Source organism: Collinsella sp. HCP28S3_B9 (assembly GCF_052066095.1).
GTDB lineage: Bacteria > Actinomycetota > Coriobacteriia > Coriobacteriales > Coriobacteriaceae > Collinsella.
Genome location: NZ_JBQHST010000024.1, coordinates 21,204 through 36,443 on the forward strand (window position 1 = coordinate 21,204; position 15,240 = coordinate 36,443).

Here is a 15,240-nt window from a genome sequence, read left to right on the forward strand (position 1 = left end):
GTGGCCCTTCCGTCCCCAAAGGCCAGCTGCCAGCGTGCTACCATAGCTACGTCTAAGTACACATACCAAGTGGAGGATACCCATGGCAAACGTTCTTGTCTTTGGTCACCAGAACCCCGATAACGACGCCATCATGAGCGCCGTCGTTCTGTCTCAGCTGCTCAACCAGGTTGAGTATGCCGGCAACACCTATGAGGTCTGCGCTCTTGGTCAGCTTCCGGCAGAGTCCGCCAAGCTGCTCGCAGACGCCGGCATTGCCGAGCCCCGCGTGATTGAGTCCGTCGAGGCCGGCCAGCTTGTCGTTCTCACCGACCATAACGAGTCCGCCCAGTCCGTCGCCGGCCTTAAGGACGCCACGGTCTTTGGCGTCGTTGACCATCACCGCATCGGCGACTTTGAGACCGCCGGCCCGCTGCACTACATCTGCCTGCCCTGGGGTTCCAGCTGCACCATCGTCACTAAGCTCGCCGGCGTGCTCGGCGTTGAGCTTTCCGACGTTCAGGCCAAGCTGCTGCTCTCGGCCATGATGACCGACACGCTCATGCTCAAGAGCCCCACCACCACCGATGTCGACCGCGCCGTCGCCGCCAAGCTCGGCGAGCAGGTGGGTGTCGACCCGGTCAAGTTTGGCATGGAGGTCTTCCTCACCCGTCCGTCCGGCTCCTTCACCGCAGCCGAGATGGTCGGCAACGACATCAAGATGTTCGAGCCCGCCGGCAAGAAGCTGCTCATCGGCCAGTACGAGACCGTCGACAAGAGCCGTGCGCTCGGCATGATCGACGAGATCCGCGAGGCCATGCGCGCCTACGCCGCCGAGAAGGGTGCCGACGGCATCGTCCTGTGCATCACCGACATCATGGAGGAGGGCTCGCAGGTCCTGCTCGAGGGCGAGACCGAGGCCGCTCAGAAGGGCCTGGGCATTGCCGACGAGCACGACGGCGTCTGGATGCCGGGCGTCCTCTCCCGTAAGAAGCAGGTCGCTGCCCCCATCATGGCCGCCTGCTAGGTTTTGTAACCTGCTACGACTGGACCGCGGACGCCCCGCGCTCCGGTCGTTTTTTGTGCGCGGGACCGCGTCCTCTATTGGACAGGGGCGCCCGTACCGTTGGGCAAATAATGTTCAACCTGTGGTTCCGCTTTTCGGCCACGCCTGCGTGCTTGTCGTGCAGGGTAGGCTAGATGCAAGCGTAATACGTTGGAGCGCGGTGCCGCCACTTGGGCGGGCCGTGCTTTTTTAAGACGGGAGCTTTCCCGTGAAAGGAGCCGCCCATGGCAGCAACTGAGCAGCTGTTCAACGTTCGTGAGCGCAAACGCTTTGAACGTCATGACATCTGGGAGCGCATCGCCGAGAACGGCACGATTTCCGCCGCCGTCATGGTCATCGCCGCCATCGCCGCCGTTATCTGCGCCAACACCGATGTCTACGAGGCTATCCATCACTTTTTGGAGACCCCGCTGTATGTGGGTCTGGGCAACCTTACGGCTGGCCTCACCGTCGAGCTTTTCGTCAACGACTTTCTCATGGCGATCTTCTTTTTGTTGGTGGGTATTGAGCTTAAGTACGAGATGACGGTCGGCGAGCTCAAGAATCCGCGTCAGGCCATGCTTCCCATGCTGGCAGCCGTGGGCGGCGTCGTCGTTCCCGCCTGCATCTACCTGATCTTTAACCATGCCGGCGCCCGCAACGGTTGGGCCATCCCCATGGCAACCGATATTGCCTTTGCGTTGGGCGTGCTGTCGCTTTTGGGCAATCGCGTGCCCAACGGCGTGCGCGTGTTCTTCTCGACGCTCGCCATCGCCGACGACCTCATCTCCATCGCCGCCATCGCCATTTTCTACGGCCAGAGCCCCAGTCCGTTTTGGCTGGGTGCCGCCGCAGTTGTGACCTGCGCACTTGTGTGGCTCAACAAGACTCAGCATTATCGCCTTGCCCCGTACTCGGTGCTTGGTCTGCTGCTGTGGTTTTGCATGTTTAAGAGCGGCGTGCACGCCACGCTTGCCGGTGTCATCCTGGCCTTCACCATCCCGGCCAAGTGCGGTGTTAAGCTCGATAGCCTTACCGATTGGCTAGGCGAGTACCTGCCGTTGCTCGACGACCGTTACGACGACGAGGCGCACATCCTGGGCCAGCACGACTTTACCCTTTCGACCACCAAGGTCGAGCGTGTCATGCACCGTGTGACCCCGCCGCTCATCCGCATGGAGCGCCTGATCTCCACGCCGGTCAACTTTGTGATCCTGCCGATCTTTGCGTTTGTCAACGCGCAGGTTCGCCTTGTGGGCGTGGACATGAGCGTGCTGCTTACCGACCCGGTGACCCTCGGCGTGTACTTTGGCATGCTGCTGGGTAAGCCGATCGGTATCTTTGGCGTGACGTTTGCCCTGGTCAAGCTTAAGGCTTGCGAGCTGCCTCATAACGTTAACTGGCATATGATCGCCGGCGTGGGCATTTTGGGTGGCATCGGCTTTACCATGTCGATCCTCATCAGCGGCCTCGCCTTCCCGACGGCCCAGTTCGAGGTTCTGGCCGCCAAGGCCGCCATTCTTGCCGGTTCTGTTACCGCGGCCGTGCTGGGCATGATCTACATGAGCGTGGTCTGCAAGCATCCTTCGCCCAAGGACGAGTAGGAGCGCGAAAACCGGGGCCGGACATGCCCCGGATGCCCTCGTGTGAAAAAATGCCGTTTGTGAGCACTGTCACAAACGGCATTTCATTTATTTGCCATTTTTATTCCACGGTGCCGTAGACGGCGCCCCAGCCATGGGCGGCAAGGGCCGAGTTAAGCTGGTCGCAAAGCGATTGGCGGTCGTAGTGGCCGGGCGGCAAAAGATTCACGATTTCCATGAGATCGGGCGCCAGGTCCAAGATCTCCGCCTGAACGATTAGATCCAGGCGGTCAATGGCCTTACGGTCATAAAACAAGCCGTCGACCAGACGCTGCAGGTCTCCGAACTCCTCGGCTTGAAAAGAGCCGTATTCCATACTGCCTCCTTGGATGTGCCATGCGGCTATACGGGTCATACGGTGGATATCGTAATTCATTGCGATGGACTTAATCTATCACGGCTTCATACCGTTGCGGCGGTAGCGGTCTATACTTAGACAAACTGCAACGTCCCGCTTTGCGAAAGGTCGCACCCATGCAGACGATCTACCAGAAGATGGAAACCACCGAACTCGATGCCGCCATCGAGGCGCTCAAAGCCGAGGTTGCCGAGGTCAAGGCCAAGGGCCTGGCGCTCGACATGGCGCGCGGCAAGCCGTCGCCCTCCCAGGTGGACATCTCGCGCCCCATGCTCGATATCCTCAATGCCGACGCCGATCTGCACGACGGTAACGTCGACTGCTCCAACTACGGCTGCTTTGAGGGCATCCCCTCGGCACGCAAGCTGGCGGGGGAGTTCCTGGGTTGCCCCGCCGATCAGACGCTCGTACTGGGTTCGTCGAGCCTTTTGATCGAGCACGATATCGCCGGTATGTTCTGGCGCTGCGGCTCGTGCGGCAGCGAGCCTTGGGAGGCTTATGAGGCCGCGCACGACGGTAAGAAGGTCAAGTTCCTGTGCCCGGTTCCTGGCTACGACCGTCATTTTGGCATCACCGCCGACCTGGGTATCGAGAACGTCCCCGTCGCGATGACCGGCAGCGGCCCCGACATGGACGAGGTAGAGCGCCTGGTTGCCGCCGACGACTCCATCAAGGGCATCTGGTGCGTGCCCAAGTATTCCAACCCCACGGGCATCACCTTTAGCGAGGACACCGTGCGCCGCTTGGTCGAGATGCCCACGGCCGCGCCCGATTTTCGCATCTTTTGGGACAACGCCTACTGCGTGCACGACCTGTACGACGAGACCGACGAGCTCGCCAACATCTTCGATCTTGCCCGCGCGGCGGGTACCGAGGACCGCGTGGTGGCATTCGCCTCGACGTCCAAGATCACCTTCCCGGGCGCGGGCATCGGCTTTATCGGTGCGAGTCCCGCGGTCATCGCGGAGTTCTCCAAGCGCCTGAAGGCCGGTCTTATCAGCGCCGACAAGCTCAACCAGCTACGCCACGTGCGCTTCCTTCCCACCATCGAGGCGGTCAAGGAGCACATGAAAAAGCATGCCGAGTTCTTGCGTCCGCGCTTTGAGGCCGTCGAGCGCAAGCTCACTGAGGGCCTGGGCGATACGGGTTGCGCTACTTGGACGCATCCCCGCGGCGGCTACTTTGTGAGCTTTGATGGCCCCGAGGGCTCGGCCCAAAAGGTCGCCGCGCTTTGCGCCGACCTGGGTGTCAAGCTCACGCCGGCAGGTGCCACCTGGCCTTATGGCAAGGATCCACGCGACACTAACATCCGCATCGCGCCGAGTTATCCCACGGTCGAGGACCTGGAGGCCGCACTCGACGTGCTGGTGCTGGCCGTCAAGCTTGTCGCTGCCGAGCTTGCTCGTGCCGAGCGCGCCTAACGCGTAGGGCCCCGCAAATCCGCGTCCAGTACTATCCGCACTCTCGATACGCAAAGGAGCGTATACATGGATTTGGGTATTTCCACCAACCCCACGCCGGAGCTCTACACCATCAGGGTGACCGGTGAGATTGATATCTCTAATGCCGACAGCTTGCGTAACGCCATCGACTTGGCGCTCGAGCAGCCCACCGAGGCCGTTGAGCTCGACTTTGCCCAGGTGAGCTATATCGACTCGACAGGTATTGGCGTACTTGTGGGCGCCGCGCACCACGCAGCCGATCACGACAAGCGGTTTGGCTGCGTCAACGTGCAGCCCCCGGTGATGCGCGTGGTTCAGTTGCTGGGTGTCGACCAGGAGATTTCAATTACGGCGGCATAAGCCCTGCCCCAAAAAGGGCGTGCCGTTTGGTATATGTTTGTGATGCGCTCGGATGTTTTGACGTCCGGGCGCTATACTTGACCGAATGAATAGACGAGTTCCGGCCGAATGGCGCGGTGCGGGCTCGACTCACATCGAGCCTTGGAGGTATGTGTGTTTGGTATTGGAGAGGGTGAGCTCGCGATCATCGTGGTCTTCGGCTTTTTGCTGTTTGGCCCGGATAAGCTCCCGCAGATGGGCCGCACGATCGGCCGTGCCATCCGTCAGTTCCGCGAGACGCAGGAAAAAATGACGGCTGTTGTTCAGTCCGAGATTATCGATCCGGTAAGCGAGGCCGCTTCGGCTCCGGTCAAGCCCAAGAAGGCTGCCGTCGATGACGATTCCGATGCGGACGAGGATGCCGTCGATACGGCCGCGCCCGCAAAGAAGGAGACCTTTGCCGAGCGCCGTGCCCGCCTTGCCGCCGAGAAGGCCGCGAGTGAGGGTGCTGCCGAGGACGAAGGTGCTGCTGGTGAGGCTGAGGGCGCCGAGTCTGCCGCTGCCGCCGTCGAGCCCGAGCCTGCTGCAGAGCCGGAGCCCGAGCCCGAGCCGGCAGAGCCCACGACGGCTGACCTCTACGCCCGTCGTCCCCGCAAGCGCAAGGCCGTCGTCGACCAGCTCGCTCGCGAGCTCGAGGCCGAGGACGACGCCGCTGCCGCCCATGCCCCGAAGGGAGGCGATGAGTAATGCCTATCGGACCTGCGCGCATGCCGCTCTTCGATCATCTGGGTGAGCTCCGTCGCCGCCTGACCATCGTGGTCGTGTCGGTCTTTGCCGCCGCCATCGTGCTGTATTTCGCCACGCCCGTGGTGCTCGACATCCTGGAAGACCCCATCCGCTCCTTTGTGCCGGACGGTAAGTTCTACATCACCACCACGCTCGGCGGCTTTGGTCTGCGCTTTTCGCTGGCTCTCAAGATGGCCGTTGTCATGTGCACGCCTATGATCATTTGGCAGATTCTGGCGTTTTTCCTGCCGGCGCTTCGCCCCAACGAGCGCAAGTGGGTTGTGCCCACGGTGCTCGCCTCGACGGTGCTGTTCTTCCTGGGCGCAATCTTTTGCTACTTCATCATCATCCCTGCGGGCTTTGAGTGGCTCATCGGCGAAACCTCGGCCGTCGCTACGGCGCTGCCCGATCTGGAGAACTACGTCAACATGGAGCTGCTCTTTATGATTGGCTTTGGTGTGGCGTTTGAGCTGCCGCTCATCATCTTCTACCTGTCTGTCTTCCATATCGTGTCCTATGCGGCCTTCCGCGGTGCCTGGCGTTACGTATACGTTGGCCTGCTTGCGGGCTCGGCTGTGATTACGCCCGACGGCTCGCCCGTTACGCTGGGTCTCATGTATGGCGCCCTGCTCTCGCTCTACGAGATTTCGCTCGCCATCGCCCGCGTGGTCATTACCGCGCGCGATGGCAAGGAAGGCTTGTTTGTGAGCCGTCTGGATCTGTTCTCGAACGACGACGAGGACGACGAGGAGTAAATCCGTATGCACGAGGTTGGCATTGTCAACGGCATACTCGATACAGTGATTCGCGCGGCGCGTGGGGCGGGGGCCTCGCGCGCTGTTTTGGTAACGCTGCGCATTGGGGATATGACCGAAGTTGTGCGTGAGGCGCTCGACTTTGCGTGGGAGACGTTTCGCGACGAGGACATGCTCACGCGCGGCTGCGAGCTTGCCGTGGAGGAAGTCCATCCACAAAGCGAGTGCCTGGACTGCCGCGAGGTCTTTGAGCACGACCGCTTCCATTGCCGCTGTCCTCAGTGTGGCGGCACCAACGTGCGCCTGCTGCACGGCCGCGAGCTCGACATCGCCAGCATCGAGATTGAAACCCCCGACAATTAACCAGCCTGCCATTTGGGGACGGGGTATAAATGGTAGAAGTAAGGAGTGCCGAGTATGGCCGAGAAAACTATTGATATCGCATCGCCAATTCTGTCGCGCAATGAGCGCCTGGCAGATCAGCTGCGTCAGCGATTCAAAGAGACAGGCACCTATGTGATCAATGTGCTGTCGAGTCCCGGCTCTGGTAAGACCACCACGATTCTGGGCACCAACGAGCGTCTGCGCGACAAAGCCGGCCTGCGCTGTGCCGTCATCGAGGGCGATATCGCCTCGGATGTCGACGCCATCACCATGAAGGAAGCCGGCATGCCCGCCATTCAGATCAACACGGGCGGTCTGTGCCACCTCGAGGGCAACATGATCATGGAGGCCGTTGATGCGTTCGACCAGGCAGTGGGCCTTCAAAACATCGATGTTATCTTTATCGAAAACGTGGGCAATCTGGTCTGTCCGGTCGACTTTGACCTGGGCGAGAACCTGTCCATCATGATTCTCTCGGTGCCCGAGGGCGACGACAAGCCCATTAAGTACCCGGGCATCTTCCAGCACGCTGGCGCACAGCTGCTCAACAAGGTCGATGTGGCCCCGGCTTTCGATTTTGACATGGATAGGTATACTAAGACACTCGATGACCTCAATCCGCAGGCGCCGCGGTTTGCCGTGAGCGCACGCAAGGGCGAGGGCATGGATGCCTGGTGCGATTGGCTCATCGGGCAGATCGAACAAACAAGGGCGTAAGTCGGCCGTCGTACGTGCGGGCGCAGCCGCAGACACACGAGATAGGAGCCTCTTTTGAAGCTCATCATCGCCGAGAAAAACGACGCCGCGCGTCAGATTGCCGAGCGTCTTTCCACGGGCAAGCCCAAAAAGGACAAGGTGTATAACACCGCCATCTACCGTTTTGAGTGGAAGGGCGAGGAGTGCGTGACAATCGGCCTTGCCGGTCACATCCTTGCGCCCGATTTTTGCGACAGCGTGCTGTTCGATAAAAAGCTGGGTTGGTACTCGGTCACCGAGGACGGCGAGATGCTGCCGGCCGACATACCCGATGGCCTGGCGCGTCCGCCCTATGACACCAAGCGCAAACCGTTCCTTGCCGACGGTATCTCCATCAAAGGCTGGAAGCTCGAGAGCCTGCCCTACCTTACCTGGGCGCCCGTTATCAAGCTGCCGGCCGAGAAAGAACTCATTCGCTCGCTCAAGAACCTTGCCAAGAAGTCCGACAGTGTCATCATCGCCACGGACTTCGATCGCGAGGGTGAGCTGATTGGCTCGGACGCCCTCAACAAGGTGCGCGAGGTTGCGCCCGACTTGCCGGTTGCTCGCGCCCAGTACTCTTCGTTTACCAAGGCCGAGATCACGCAGGCCTTTGATAACCTCGTCTCGCTCGACCAGAACCTGGCCGATGCCGGCGAGAGCCGTCAGCACATCGACCTCATTTGGGGTGCGGTGCTCACGCGTTACCTGACGCTCGCCAAGTTTGGCGGCTTTGGTAACGTGCGCTCTGCCGGCCGCGTGCAGACGCCGACGCTTGCCCTGGTGGTCGAGCGCGAGCGCGAGCGCATGGCGTTTGTGCCCGAGGACTATTGGCAGATTCGCGGTATGGGTGCCGCGCAGGGCGCCGCCGAGGACGACCGCTTTAAGATCGCGCACAAGACGGCGCGTTTTACCGACAAGGATGCTGCCGAGATGGCGTACGGTCACGTTAACGGTGCCAAGACGGCAACCGTCGCCGCGGTGACCAAGCGCTCGCGCAAGCAGCAGCCGCCCACGCCGTTCGCGACCACCTCGCTGCAGGCAGCCGCTGCGGCCGAGGGCATATCGCCCGCACGCACCATGCGCATCGCCGAGTCCCTCTACATGGCGGGTCTCATCAGCTATCCGCGTGTCGACAACACCGTGTACCCCGCGACGCTCGATCTGGGCGCCGTGGTAAGCGACCTGGCAAAGATCAACCCGGCGTTGGCGCCCGTGTGCAAAAAGGTACTCGCCGGCCCCATGAAGCCCACGCGCGGCAAGGTCGAGACCACCGACCACCCGCCTATCTACCCCACGGGCGAGGGCGATCCGTCCACGCTCGACGGCGGCCAGCGCAAGCTCTACGACCTCATCGCCCGCCGCTTCCTGGCGACGCTCATGGGTCCCGCGACCATCGAGAACACCAAGCTTGAGCTCGACGTGAACGGCGAGCCGTTCGTGGCCTCGGGCGACGTGCTCGTGACCCCGGGTTTCCGCGAGGCCTATCCGTACGGCCTTAAGCGCGATGAACAGATGCCGCCGCTTGAGCAGGGCGACATGGTCGACGTATTCGACATTAAGCTCGAGGCCAAGCAGACCGAGCCGCCCGCTCGCTACAGCCAGGGCAAGCTCGTGCAGGAGATGGAAAAGCGCGGCCTGGGCACCAAGTCCACGCGTGCGAGCATCATCGAGCGCCTGTATGCCGTGCGCTACCTCAAAAACGATCCCGTGGAGCCGAGCCAGCTGGGCATCGCCATCATCGATGCACTGTCGCAGTTTGCCCCGCGCATCACGAGCCCCGATATGACCAGCGAGCTTGACGGCGATATGACCCGCGTGGAGCGCGGCGAGGACACCGAAGAGCATGTCGTGACGCACTCGCGCGCGCTGCTGGCCGGCGTACTCGACGAGCTGCTCAAACATACGCAGGAGCTGGGCGACGCCATCAGCGACGCCGTCACGGCCGATGCGCGCGTGGGCGCCTGCCCCAAGTGCGGCAAGGACCTGGTTATGAAGACGAGCGCCAAGACCCGCGGCAGCTTTATCGGCTGCATGGGCTGGCCCGACTGCGACGTGACCTATCCGGTGCCGAGCGGTGTCAAGGTGAGCCCGCTCGAGGGCGAGGCCGCCGTGTGCTCCGAATGCGGCGCGCCGCGCATTAAGTGCCAGCCGTTCCGCCAGAAGGCCTTCGAGATCTGCGTGAACCCGACGTGCCCCACCAACTACGAGCCCGACCTTAAGGTGGGCGAGTGCAAGGTGTGCGCCGAGGCCGGACGCCATGGCGACCTGATCGCGCACAAGAGCGAGAAGAGCGGCAAGCGCTTTATCCGCTGCACCAACTACGATGACTGCGGCGTGAGCTATCCTCTGCCGGCGCGCGGTAAGCTCGAGTCGACGGGTGAGACCTGCCCCGAGTGCGGCGCCCCCATCGTGGTGGTCAACACGGCGCGCGGTCCGTGGCGCATCTGCGTGAACATGGACTGCCCGACCAAGGAGAAGAAGCCCGCCCGCGGCCGCAAGACCGCGGCCAAGGCGAGTACGGCGAAGAAGACCACGGCGAAAAAGACGACAACGGCGAAAAAGACGACTGCCAAGAAGGCTGCCGCGAAAAAGACGACCACAAAGAAGGCGGCCGCCAGCAAGTAGCGGCGCAGCCGAAACATTGCCCAAAACAAAAACGAGCGAGGGTCCCATGATCCTCGCCCGTTTTTTGTTCGGCAGTTCGGCAGTTGGGGACGTTCCTTTTTTGCCGGCAGCTTAGGAACGTCCCTAACTGCCGGCTCGGGAACGACAAAACGCTAGTTCACCTCGACGGGTTTGGCGCTGGGATAGCGGTCCTCAAAGTCCAAGCGATACTTGTTGCTGCTGGTTCCCGGCTCGTTGTCGCGTGCCAGCGGCGCCACGATTTCGTCCTTATGGTCCGAGGGCTTTGCGTACTTTAGACTGATCTCCCAGGCATCGCAGATCGCGTCGATGCGGTGATCAAGGTCGTCATACAGGGCAATGATGTCTTTCCAGGAGTGGTAGTTCTTGGAGCTCATGGGGACGTCCAGGTCCTCGACGATATCGTAATACTGCTCGATGGTCTCCTCCGTGCGCTCGGCGACGTCGGCGAGATTTTGACGGGTGGTGCGATCTTCTTCCAGATAGCTACCATTGAAGGCCTGCGCGCAGGCGCGGACCTGGCTATCGAGGTCCTCGAGCAGGTCGTAGTATTCGCTCAGGCGACGGTAGAGGTTCTGCTCGGAGAGGGTTGCTTCGCCGCCAGCCTCGTCCTCGTCGTCATCGTCATCGTCATCGTCGTAAAGGCTATTGGGGTCGCCGAGGGGCTTGAGGTCATCATCGTCAACATCGTGGTGCAGCTTGGTAACCTCGGCAGTCGTCTGCGTGGCGGAGTTATCGAACGGTTTGATCACAAAGAAGATGACCAGGGCGATGATGATTGCCGCCAGCGCAACGATAACGGCGACAAGCGCCCCGGTGCCGCTCTTTTTGGGAGCGGGGGTCTGTGGCGAAGCAGGCGCGTATGCGGGATCCGGCTGCTGTTGGGGCGAGCCGCTCGCGACGGGTATGCGCTGCGTGGTCTCGACGGCCGCGGGGCTTGCGGCGGGGTCGGGGCGAAAAGCGAGGGGGTCGTCCGCCTTGGCTTGCGGCGTATCAAGGGGCCCGGTCTGGTCAAAAGCGGGGCGGCTATCGCTCGCGGCTGTTTGCTCAACGGGTGCACCGCACGAGGTGCAGAACTTGGCATTATCTGCAAGAAGCTTGCCGCACGAGGCGCAATACCGAGACATTGCCACTCCTTTCGCCACATTTCAATGCCATACGACGATTATACCAAGCATCCAAAATTCCCCATCATAAGTTGCGGTGAAATAGGGACTGTTTGGCGGTCTTAGAGCTTCAATCAGTCCCTATTTCACCGCAACTTTGGAAAGGCACCTTTAGTCATTGGGTAGTCATTGGGGACGTTCTTAAACGACCAGTCATTTAGGAACGTCCCCAATGACTAGGTTGGATTTGGGGTGCGCCTGCCCCTGGGGTATCATGATTTGGTTGATATATCTGCATTTACGCGCCTTGTAGGAAGGGGCTGCGCCCATGGCTTTTGAGCCCGCTCAACATAGCTTTATCACGCTCGAGGGCGTCGATGGTGCCGGTAAGTCCACGCAGGCGCGCCTGCTGGCCCGTGCGCTCGAGCTCGCTGGCTACCAGGTCGTGACCCTGCGTGAGCCGGGCGGCACCGCCATCAGCGAAAAGATCCGTGCCCTGCTGCTCGACCCCGCCAATACGGCGATGGGGGATACCTGCGAGCTGCTGCTCTACGAGGCCGCACGCGCCCAGCTGGTGCACGAGGTCATAGCTCCCGCCCTTGCGGCCGGCAAGGTGGTCCTGTGTGACCGCTTCTATGATTCCACGACCTGCTACCAGGCGTTTGCCGACGGCCTCGATCGCCAGATGGTACGCGACGCTAACAACCTTGCTGTCGCGGGGACGCACCCGGCGCTCACGCTCGTCTATCACATCACGCCCGAGCAGGCGGCGCTGCGCATGTCCGCCCGTGGTGCGGTCGACCGCATGGAGGCCAAGGGCATGGCGTTCCAGGAGCGCGTTTACCAGGGATTTAGTGCCATTGCCGCCGAGGAGCCAGATCGCGTGAAGCTCATCGACGCCACCGCTTCCATCGAGGACGTCTTCGCGCATACGGTCGAGCAGGTTCGCGCGTACGGTCTCGACATTTCCCAGGACGCCGTCACCGCCACGCTTGCCCAGGAGGCTGAGTAACATGGCCCCCGCGCAGACAAGCCTGCTGGCCAAGCTCGACACCCAAGAGCGCGTACGCGATTTTTTGACCAACGCCGTCGCCAGCGGCCGCGCATCGCACGCCTACCTGTTTTTGGGCGCTCCCGGTGCCGGCAAGCTCGATGCCGCCTGGGCGCTCGCCCAAGCCTTCCTGTGCGAGCAGGACGGCTGCGGCTCATGCGATAGCTGTGTGCGTGTCGCCCGCCATACGCACCCCGACGTGCACTATTACACGCCCGAGAGCGCCACGGGCTACCTCATCGCCCAGACCCGCGAGCTGCTCGACGACGTGCCGCTGGCGCCCATCCGTGCCAAGGCCAAGGTCTACATCATCGACCGTGCCGAGCAGCTGCGCGCCAACACCGCCAACGCACTGCTCAAGACGCTCGAGGAGCCGCCCGAGGGCGTTATGTTTATCTTGCTGGGCACCTCGGCAGACGTGATGTTGCCCACCATCGTGAGCCGCTGCCAGTGCGTGCCGTTTCGGCTGGTGTCGCCCGCCGTGGCCACGAAGGCCGTGAGCCGCGCGACGGGCCAGGATCTCGCACGCTGTCGCATGGCGGTCGCCGTGGCGGGGAGCCCCACGCGCGGCATCGAGTTCCTTAAGAGCGCCGAGCGCCAGGATGCTCGCCGCCAGATGATCCGCGCCATCGATTCGCTCATCGCCGCCGACGAGGCCGATGTACTCAGCCGCGCCAAGTCGCTCATCCTCGCCGTTAAGGCTCCGCTCGCCGAGGTCAAGTCCACGCAGGAAAAGGTGCTCGAGCAAAACGCCGATTATCTGTCGCGTGGAGCATTGAAGCAGCTTGAGGACCGCAACAAGCGCGAACTCAACGCGCGCGAGCGTTCGGGTATCATGGAAGCGCTGGCGAGCGCGCGGACGCTCATGCGCGACGTGCTGCTGACGCTTCAGGATGAGGCGGCAGACATTGTGAACGAGGACGTGCGCGACACGATCGGGCGGCTTGCCGCCGCGACGAATGTTGCGGGTGCCACCCGGGCGCTCGAGGCGGTCGCGACCGCCGAGCGCAACATTGCCAGAAACGTTACTCCCCAGCTGGCCATCGAGGTCATGCTGTTCGATATCAGGAAGGCACTGAAATGCCGTTAGTCGTACCCGTTAAGTTTACCTACGCCTCGCGCGACCTGTGGTTTGACCCGCAGGATCTGGATATCCTCGAGGCCGATTATGCCATTTGCTCCACCGAGCGCGGAACCGAGATCGGCCTGGTCACGGCCGATCCCTTCGAGGTGCCGCAAGATGAGATCGGTCAGCCGCTCAAGCCCGTGCTGCGTGTGGCGAGCGATATCGACCTGCAGCTTGCCGACGACCTGGCCATCCAGGGCGATGAGGCCATGGTCGATTTCCGCCGTCTGGTTAAAGATCTCGACCTCGAGATGAAGCCGGTGGGTGTCGAATACCTGTTTGGCGGCGAGAAAGCCGTGTTCTACTTTGCGGCCGAGGAGCGCGTCGATTTTCGTCAGCTCGTCAAGGACCTGTCCTCGACGCTGCACATTCGCGTTGACATGCGCCAGATTGGCGTGCGCGACGAGACCCGCTTGGTGGGCGGCTATGCCCAATGCGGACAGGAGCTCTGCTGCACGCGCTTTGGCGGACAGTTTGAGCCCGTCTCGATTCGCATGGCAAAAGAGCAGGACCTGCCGCTCAATTCGTCTAAGATCAGCGGCGTGTGCGGCCGCCTGATGTGCTGCCTGCGCTATGAGTTCGAGGCGTACAAGGACTTTAAGAGCCGCGCGCCCAAAAAGAAGACGCTTATCGATACGCCGCTCGGCAAGGCGCGTATCCAGGAATATGACACGCCGCGTGAGCAGCTGGTGCTGCGCCTGGAGAACGGTAAAGTCTTTAAGGTCAACTTGGCCGATATGACGTGCTCGGAGGGCTGCAAAAAGAAGGCCGCCGAGCAGGGCTGCAGCTGCCGCCCCGACTGCGTGACGCGCGATGTGCTCGAGCGTATCGAGTCGCCCGAGATGCGCCTGGCGCTCATGGAGCTCGATCGCGAGAACGGCGTCGACGTGGGCGATGGCCTGTCGAGTGCCGACCGTCTGGCCGGCACGTCGATGCCCAAGCGCCGTCGTCGCGATGCCGAATCCGATGCTTGTGCCAGTCAGGGCCAGGGCGAGGGTCGTGGCCGCGGAAAGGGCCGCGGCAAGGCCGAGGCGCCCGAGGCCGAGGAGGCGGCCGGCGGCCGTCGTCGCCGCAAGCGCGCGGCGTCCGTCGACAACGGCGAGACCGCGGGCAAGAACGCCTCTCGCGAGCGCGAGGCTCAGCAGCCCCAGCAGCAAAACCGCGGCGGCGGCATGAACCCCACGCGCCGTCGTCGCCGCCACCTGTCGAGCGAGGAGCGCGAGGACGCCTTCCGCGCCGCAGCCGCTCGCGAGGCCGGTGCCGCTCCCAAGGGTGCCTCGGCCTCCGACGCGCCTGCCGACAAGGCTGGCAGGCCACGTGGCGAGGAGGAGCGCGCGCCGCGTCCGCGCCGTCGCCATTCCTCGGGCACGCAGCAGAAACCCTCGGTTCCTTCTGTGGCCGATCAGGTTTCGGATGGTGAAGTCAAGGTCACGCGCCGTCGCCCCGGCGATGGCGGAGGAGCTGCCGCCAAGGCTTCGCGCGGCGGTGCTCGCGACGAGCGCGAGCCGCGTGAGGATCGCAGTGGCGAGGGTTCGGCCGACCAGAGTCAGAAGCGCCGCCGCCGTCGCCGTTCCCGCAAGCCGCGCCAGGATGGTGGCGAAGGCTCGACCCACACCTCGTCCGCACCGCAACCGCCTGCCGGCGAATAGCGCCCGCAAGCGGATTCGACTTGTCTGACCCCAAGTGCAACGGGGTATCATGGCGCTGAATCGACAACCCTCCCTTCGCCCAAGCTGAACTGCCTCCCATTTCTTGGACATGAGAAATGGGAGGCTTTTTATGCGTGTCGACTTGAGGGTGAAGCACGACATCGAGGCCAGGAAGGCGGCGATCGGGCTCTTCGAG

The 15,240-nt window shown here is 62.4% G+C and carries 14 protein-coding genes; 12 read left to right on the forward strand and 2 right to left on the reverse strand.

Annotated features, from left to right (window positions below; genetic code table 11):
- Positions 1 to 82: 82 nt before the first annotated feature.
- Together ACTNBB_RS06775 and nhaA are read left to right on the forward strand one after the other, a co-directional pair.
- The gene (locus ACTNBB_RS06775) at positions 83 to 1,006 is read left to right on the forward strand and encodes a manganese-dependent inorganic pyrophosphatase (RefSeq protein ID WP_427718922.1); all 924 of its coding nucleotides are present in this window, start codon (positions 83 to 85) and stop codon (positions 1,004 to 1,006) included.
- Positions 1,007 to 1,269: 263 nt separating this feature from the next.
- Complete coding sequence (gene nhaA, locus ACTNBB_RS06780) at positions 1,270 to 2,628, forward strand: Na+/H+ antiporter NhaA (RefSeq protein ID WP_154515038.1); 1,359 nt, start codon at positions 1,270 to 1,272, stop codon at positions 2,626 to 2,628.
- 100 nt (positions 2,629 to 2,728) lie between these two features.
- Here nhaA and ACTNBB_RS06785 read toward each other — a convergent pair whose 3' ends face one another.
- Positions 2,729 to 2,983 (reverse strand): hypothetical protein, encoded by a 255-nt coding sequence (locus ACTNBB_RS06785; protein ID WP_154515036.1) that lies wholly within the window; start codon positions 2,981 to 2,983, stop codon positions 2,729 to 2,731.
- Between the two features lie 158 nt (positions 2,984 to 3,141).
- Between ACTNBB_RS06785 and ACTNBB_RS06790 the strand changes: the two genes are divergently transcribed.
- The 7 genes from ACTNBB_RS06790 (at position 3,142) to ACTNBB_RS06820 (ending at position 10,094) form a co-directional block, all read left to right on the forward strand.
- The gene (locus ACTNBB_RS06790) at positions 3,142 to 4,446 is read left to right on the forward strand and encodes an aminotransferase class I/II-fold pyridoxal phosphate-dependent enzyme (protein WP_427718927.1); all 1,305 of its coding nucleotides are present in this window, start codon (positions 3,142 to 3,144) and stop codon (positions 4,444 to 4,446) included.
- A 66-nt stretch (positions 4,447 to 4,512) separates the two neighbouring features.
- Positions 4,513 to 4,827, forward strand: a complete 315-nt coding sequence (locus ACTNBB_RS06795; protein WP_154515032.1) for an STAS domain-containing protein — start codon at positions 4,513 to 4,515, stop codon at positions 4,825 to 4,827.
- A 153-nt stretch (positions 4,828 to 4,980) separates the two neighbouring features.
- Positions 4,981 to 5,553: a twin-arginine translocase TatA/TatE family subunit gene (locus tag ACTNBB_RS06800; RefSeq protein WP_427794240.1), complete on the forward strand. Its 573-nt coding sequence runs from the start codon at positions 4,981 to 4,983 to the stop codon at positions 5,551 to 5,553.
- Complete coding sequence (tatC, locus tag ACTNBB_RS06805; protein WP_193221504.1) at positions 5,553 to 6,347, forward strand: twin-arginine translocase subunit TatC; 795 nt, start codon at positions 5,553 to 5,555, stop codon at positions 6,345 to 6,347. The genes ACTNBB_RS06800 and tatC overlap by 1 nt, the downstream gene beginning before the upstream one ends.
- Positions 6,348 to 6,353: 6 nt before the next feature.
- Positions 6,354 to 6,710, forward strand: a complete 357-nt coding sequence (gene hypA, locus ACTNBB_RS06810; protein WP_152068469.1) for a hydrogenase maturation nickel metallochaperone HypA — start codon at positions 6,354 to 6,356, stop codon at positions 6,708 to 6,710.
- A gap of 54 nt (positions 6,711 to 6,764) precedes the next feature.
- The gene (gene hypB, locus ACTNBB_RS06815; protein WP_152068470.1) at positions 6,765 to 7,448 is read left to right on the forward strand and encodes a hydrogenase nickel incorporation protein HypB; all 684 of its coding nucleotides are present in this window, start codon (positions 6,765 to 6,767) and stop codon (positions 7,446 to 7,448) included.
- Positions 7,449 to 7,502: 54 nt separating this feature from the next.
- Positions 7,503 to 10,094, forward strand: a complete 2,592-nt coding sequence (locus ACTNBB_RS06820; protein ID WP_441057343.1) for a DNA topoisomerase I — start codon at positions 7,503 to 7,505, stop codon at positions 10,092 to 10,094.
- Between the two features lie 152 nt (positions 10,095 to 10,246).
- Here ACTNBB_RS06820 and ACTNBB_RS06825 read toward each other — a convergent pair whose 3' ends face one another.
- The gene (locus ACTNBB_RS06825) at positions 10,247 to 11,239 is read right to left on the reverse strand and encodes a zinc-ribbon domain-containing protein (protein WP_441057345.1); all 993 of its coding nucleotides are present in this window, start codon (positions 11,237 to 11,239) and stop codon (positions 10,247 to 10,249) included.
- 307 nt (positions 11,240 to 11,546) lie between these two features.
- Between ACTNBB_RS06825 and tmk the strand changes: the two genes are divergently transcribed.
- Genes tmk through ACTNBB_RS06840 form a run of 3 tightly spaced genes read left to right on the forward strand, consistent with a single transcriptional unit; the run spans position 11,547 to position 15,044 of the window.
- Positions 11,547 to 12,230 carry a dTMP kinase gene (gene tmk, locus ACTNBB_RS06830; protein WP_441057347.1) on the forward strand — a complete coding sequence of 228 codons (684 nt, stop codon included), beginning with the start codon at positions 11,547 to 11,549 and terminating at the stop codon, positions 12,228 to 12,230.
- Position 12,231: 1 nt separating this feature from the next.
- Complete coding sequence (locus ACTNBB_RS06835) at positions 12,232 to 13,359, forward strand: DNA polymerase III subunit (protein WP_441057349.1); 1,128 nt, start codon at positions 12,232 to 12,234, stop codon at positions 13,357 to 13,359.
- Positions 13,350 to 15,044: a PSP1 domain-containing protein gene (locus ACTNBB_RS06840; protein ID WP_441057351.1), complete on the forward strand. Its 1,695-nt coding sequence runs from the start codon at positions 13,350 to 13,352 to the stop codon at positions 15,042 to 15,044. Before ACTNBB_RS06835 ends, ACTNBB_RS06840 begins: the two co-directional genes overlap by 10 nt.
- Positions 15,045 to 15,240: the final 196 nt, after the last annotated feature.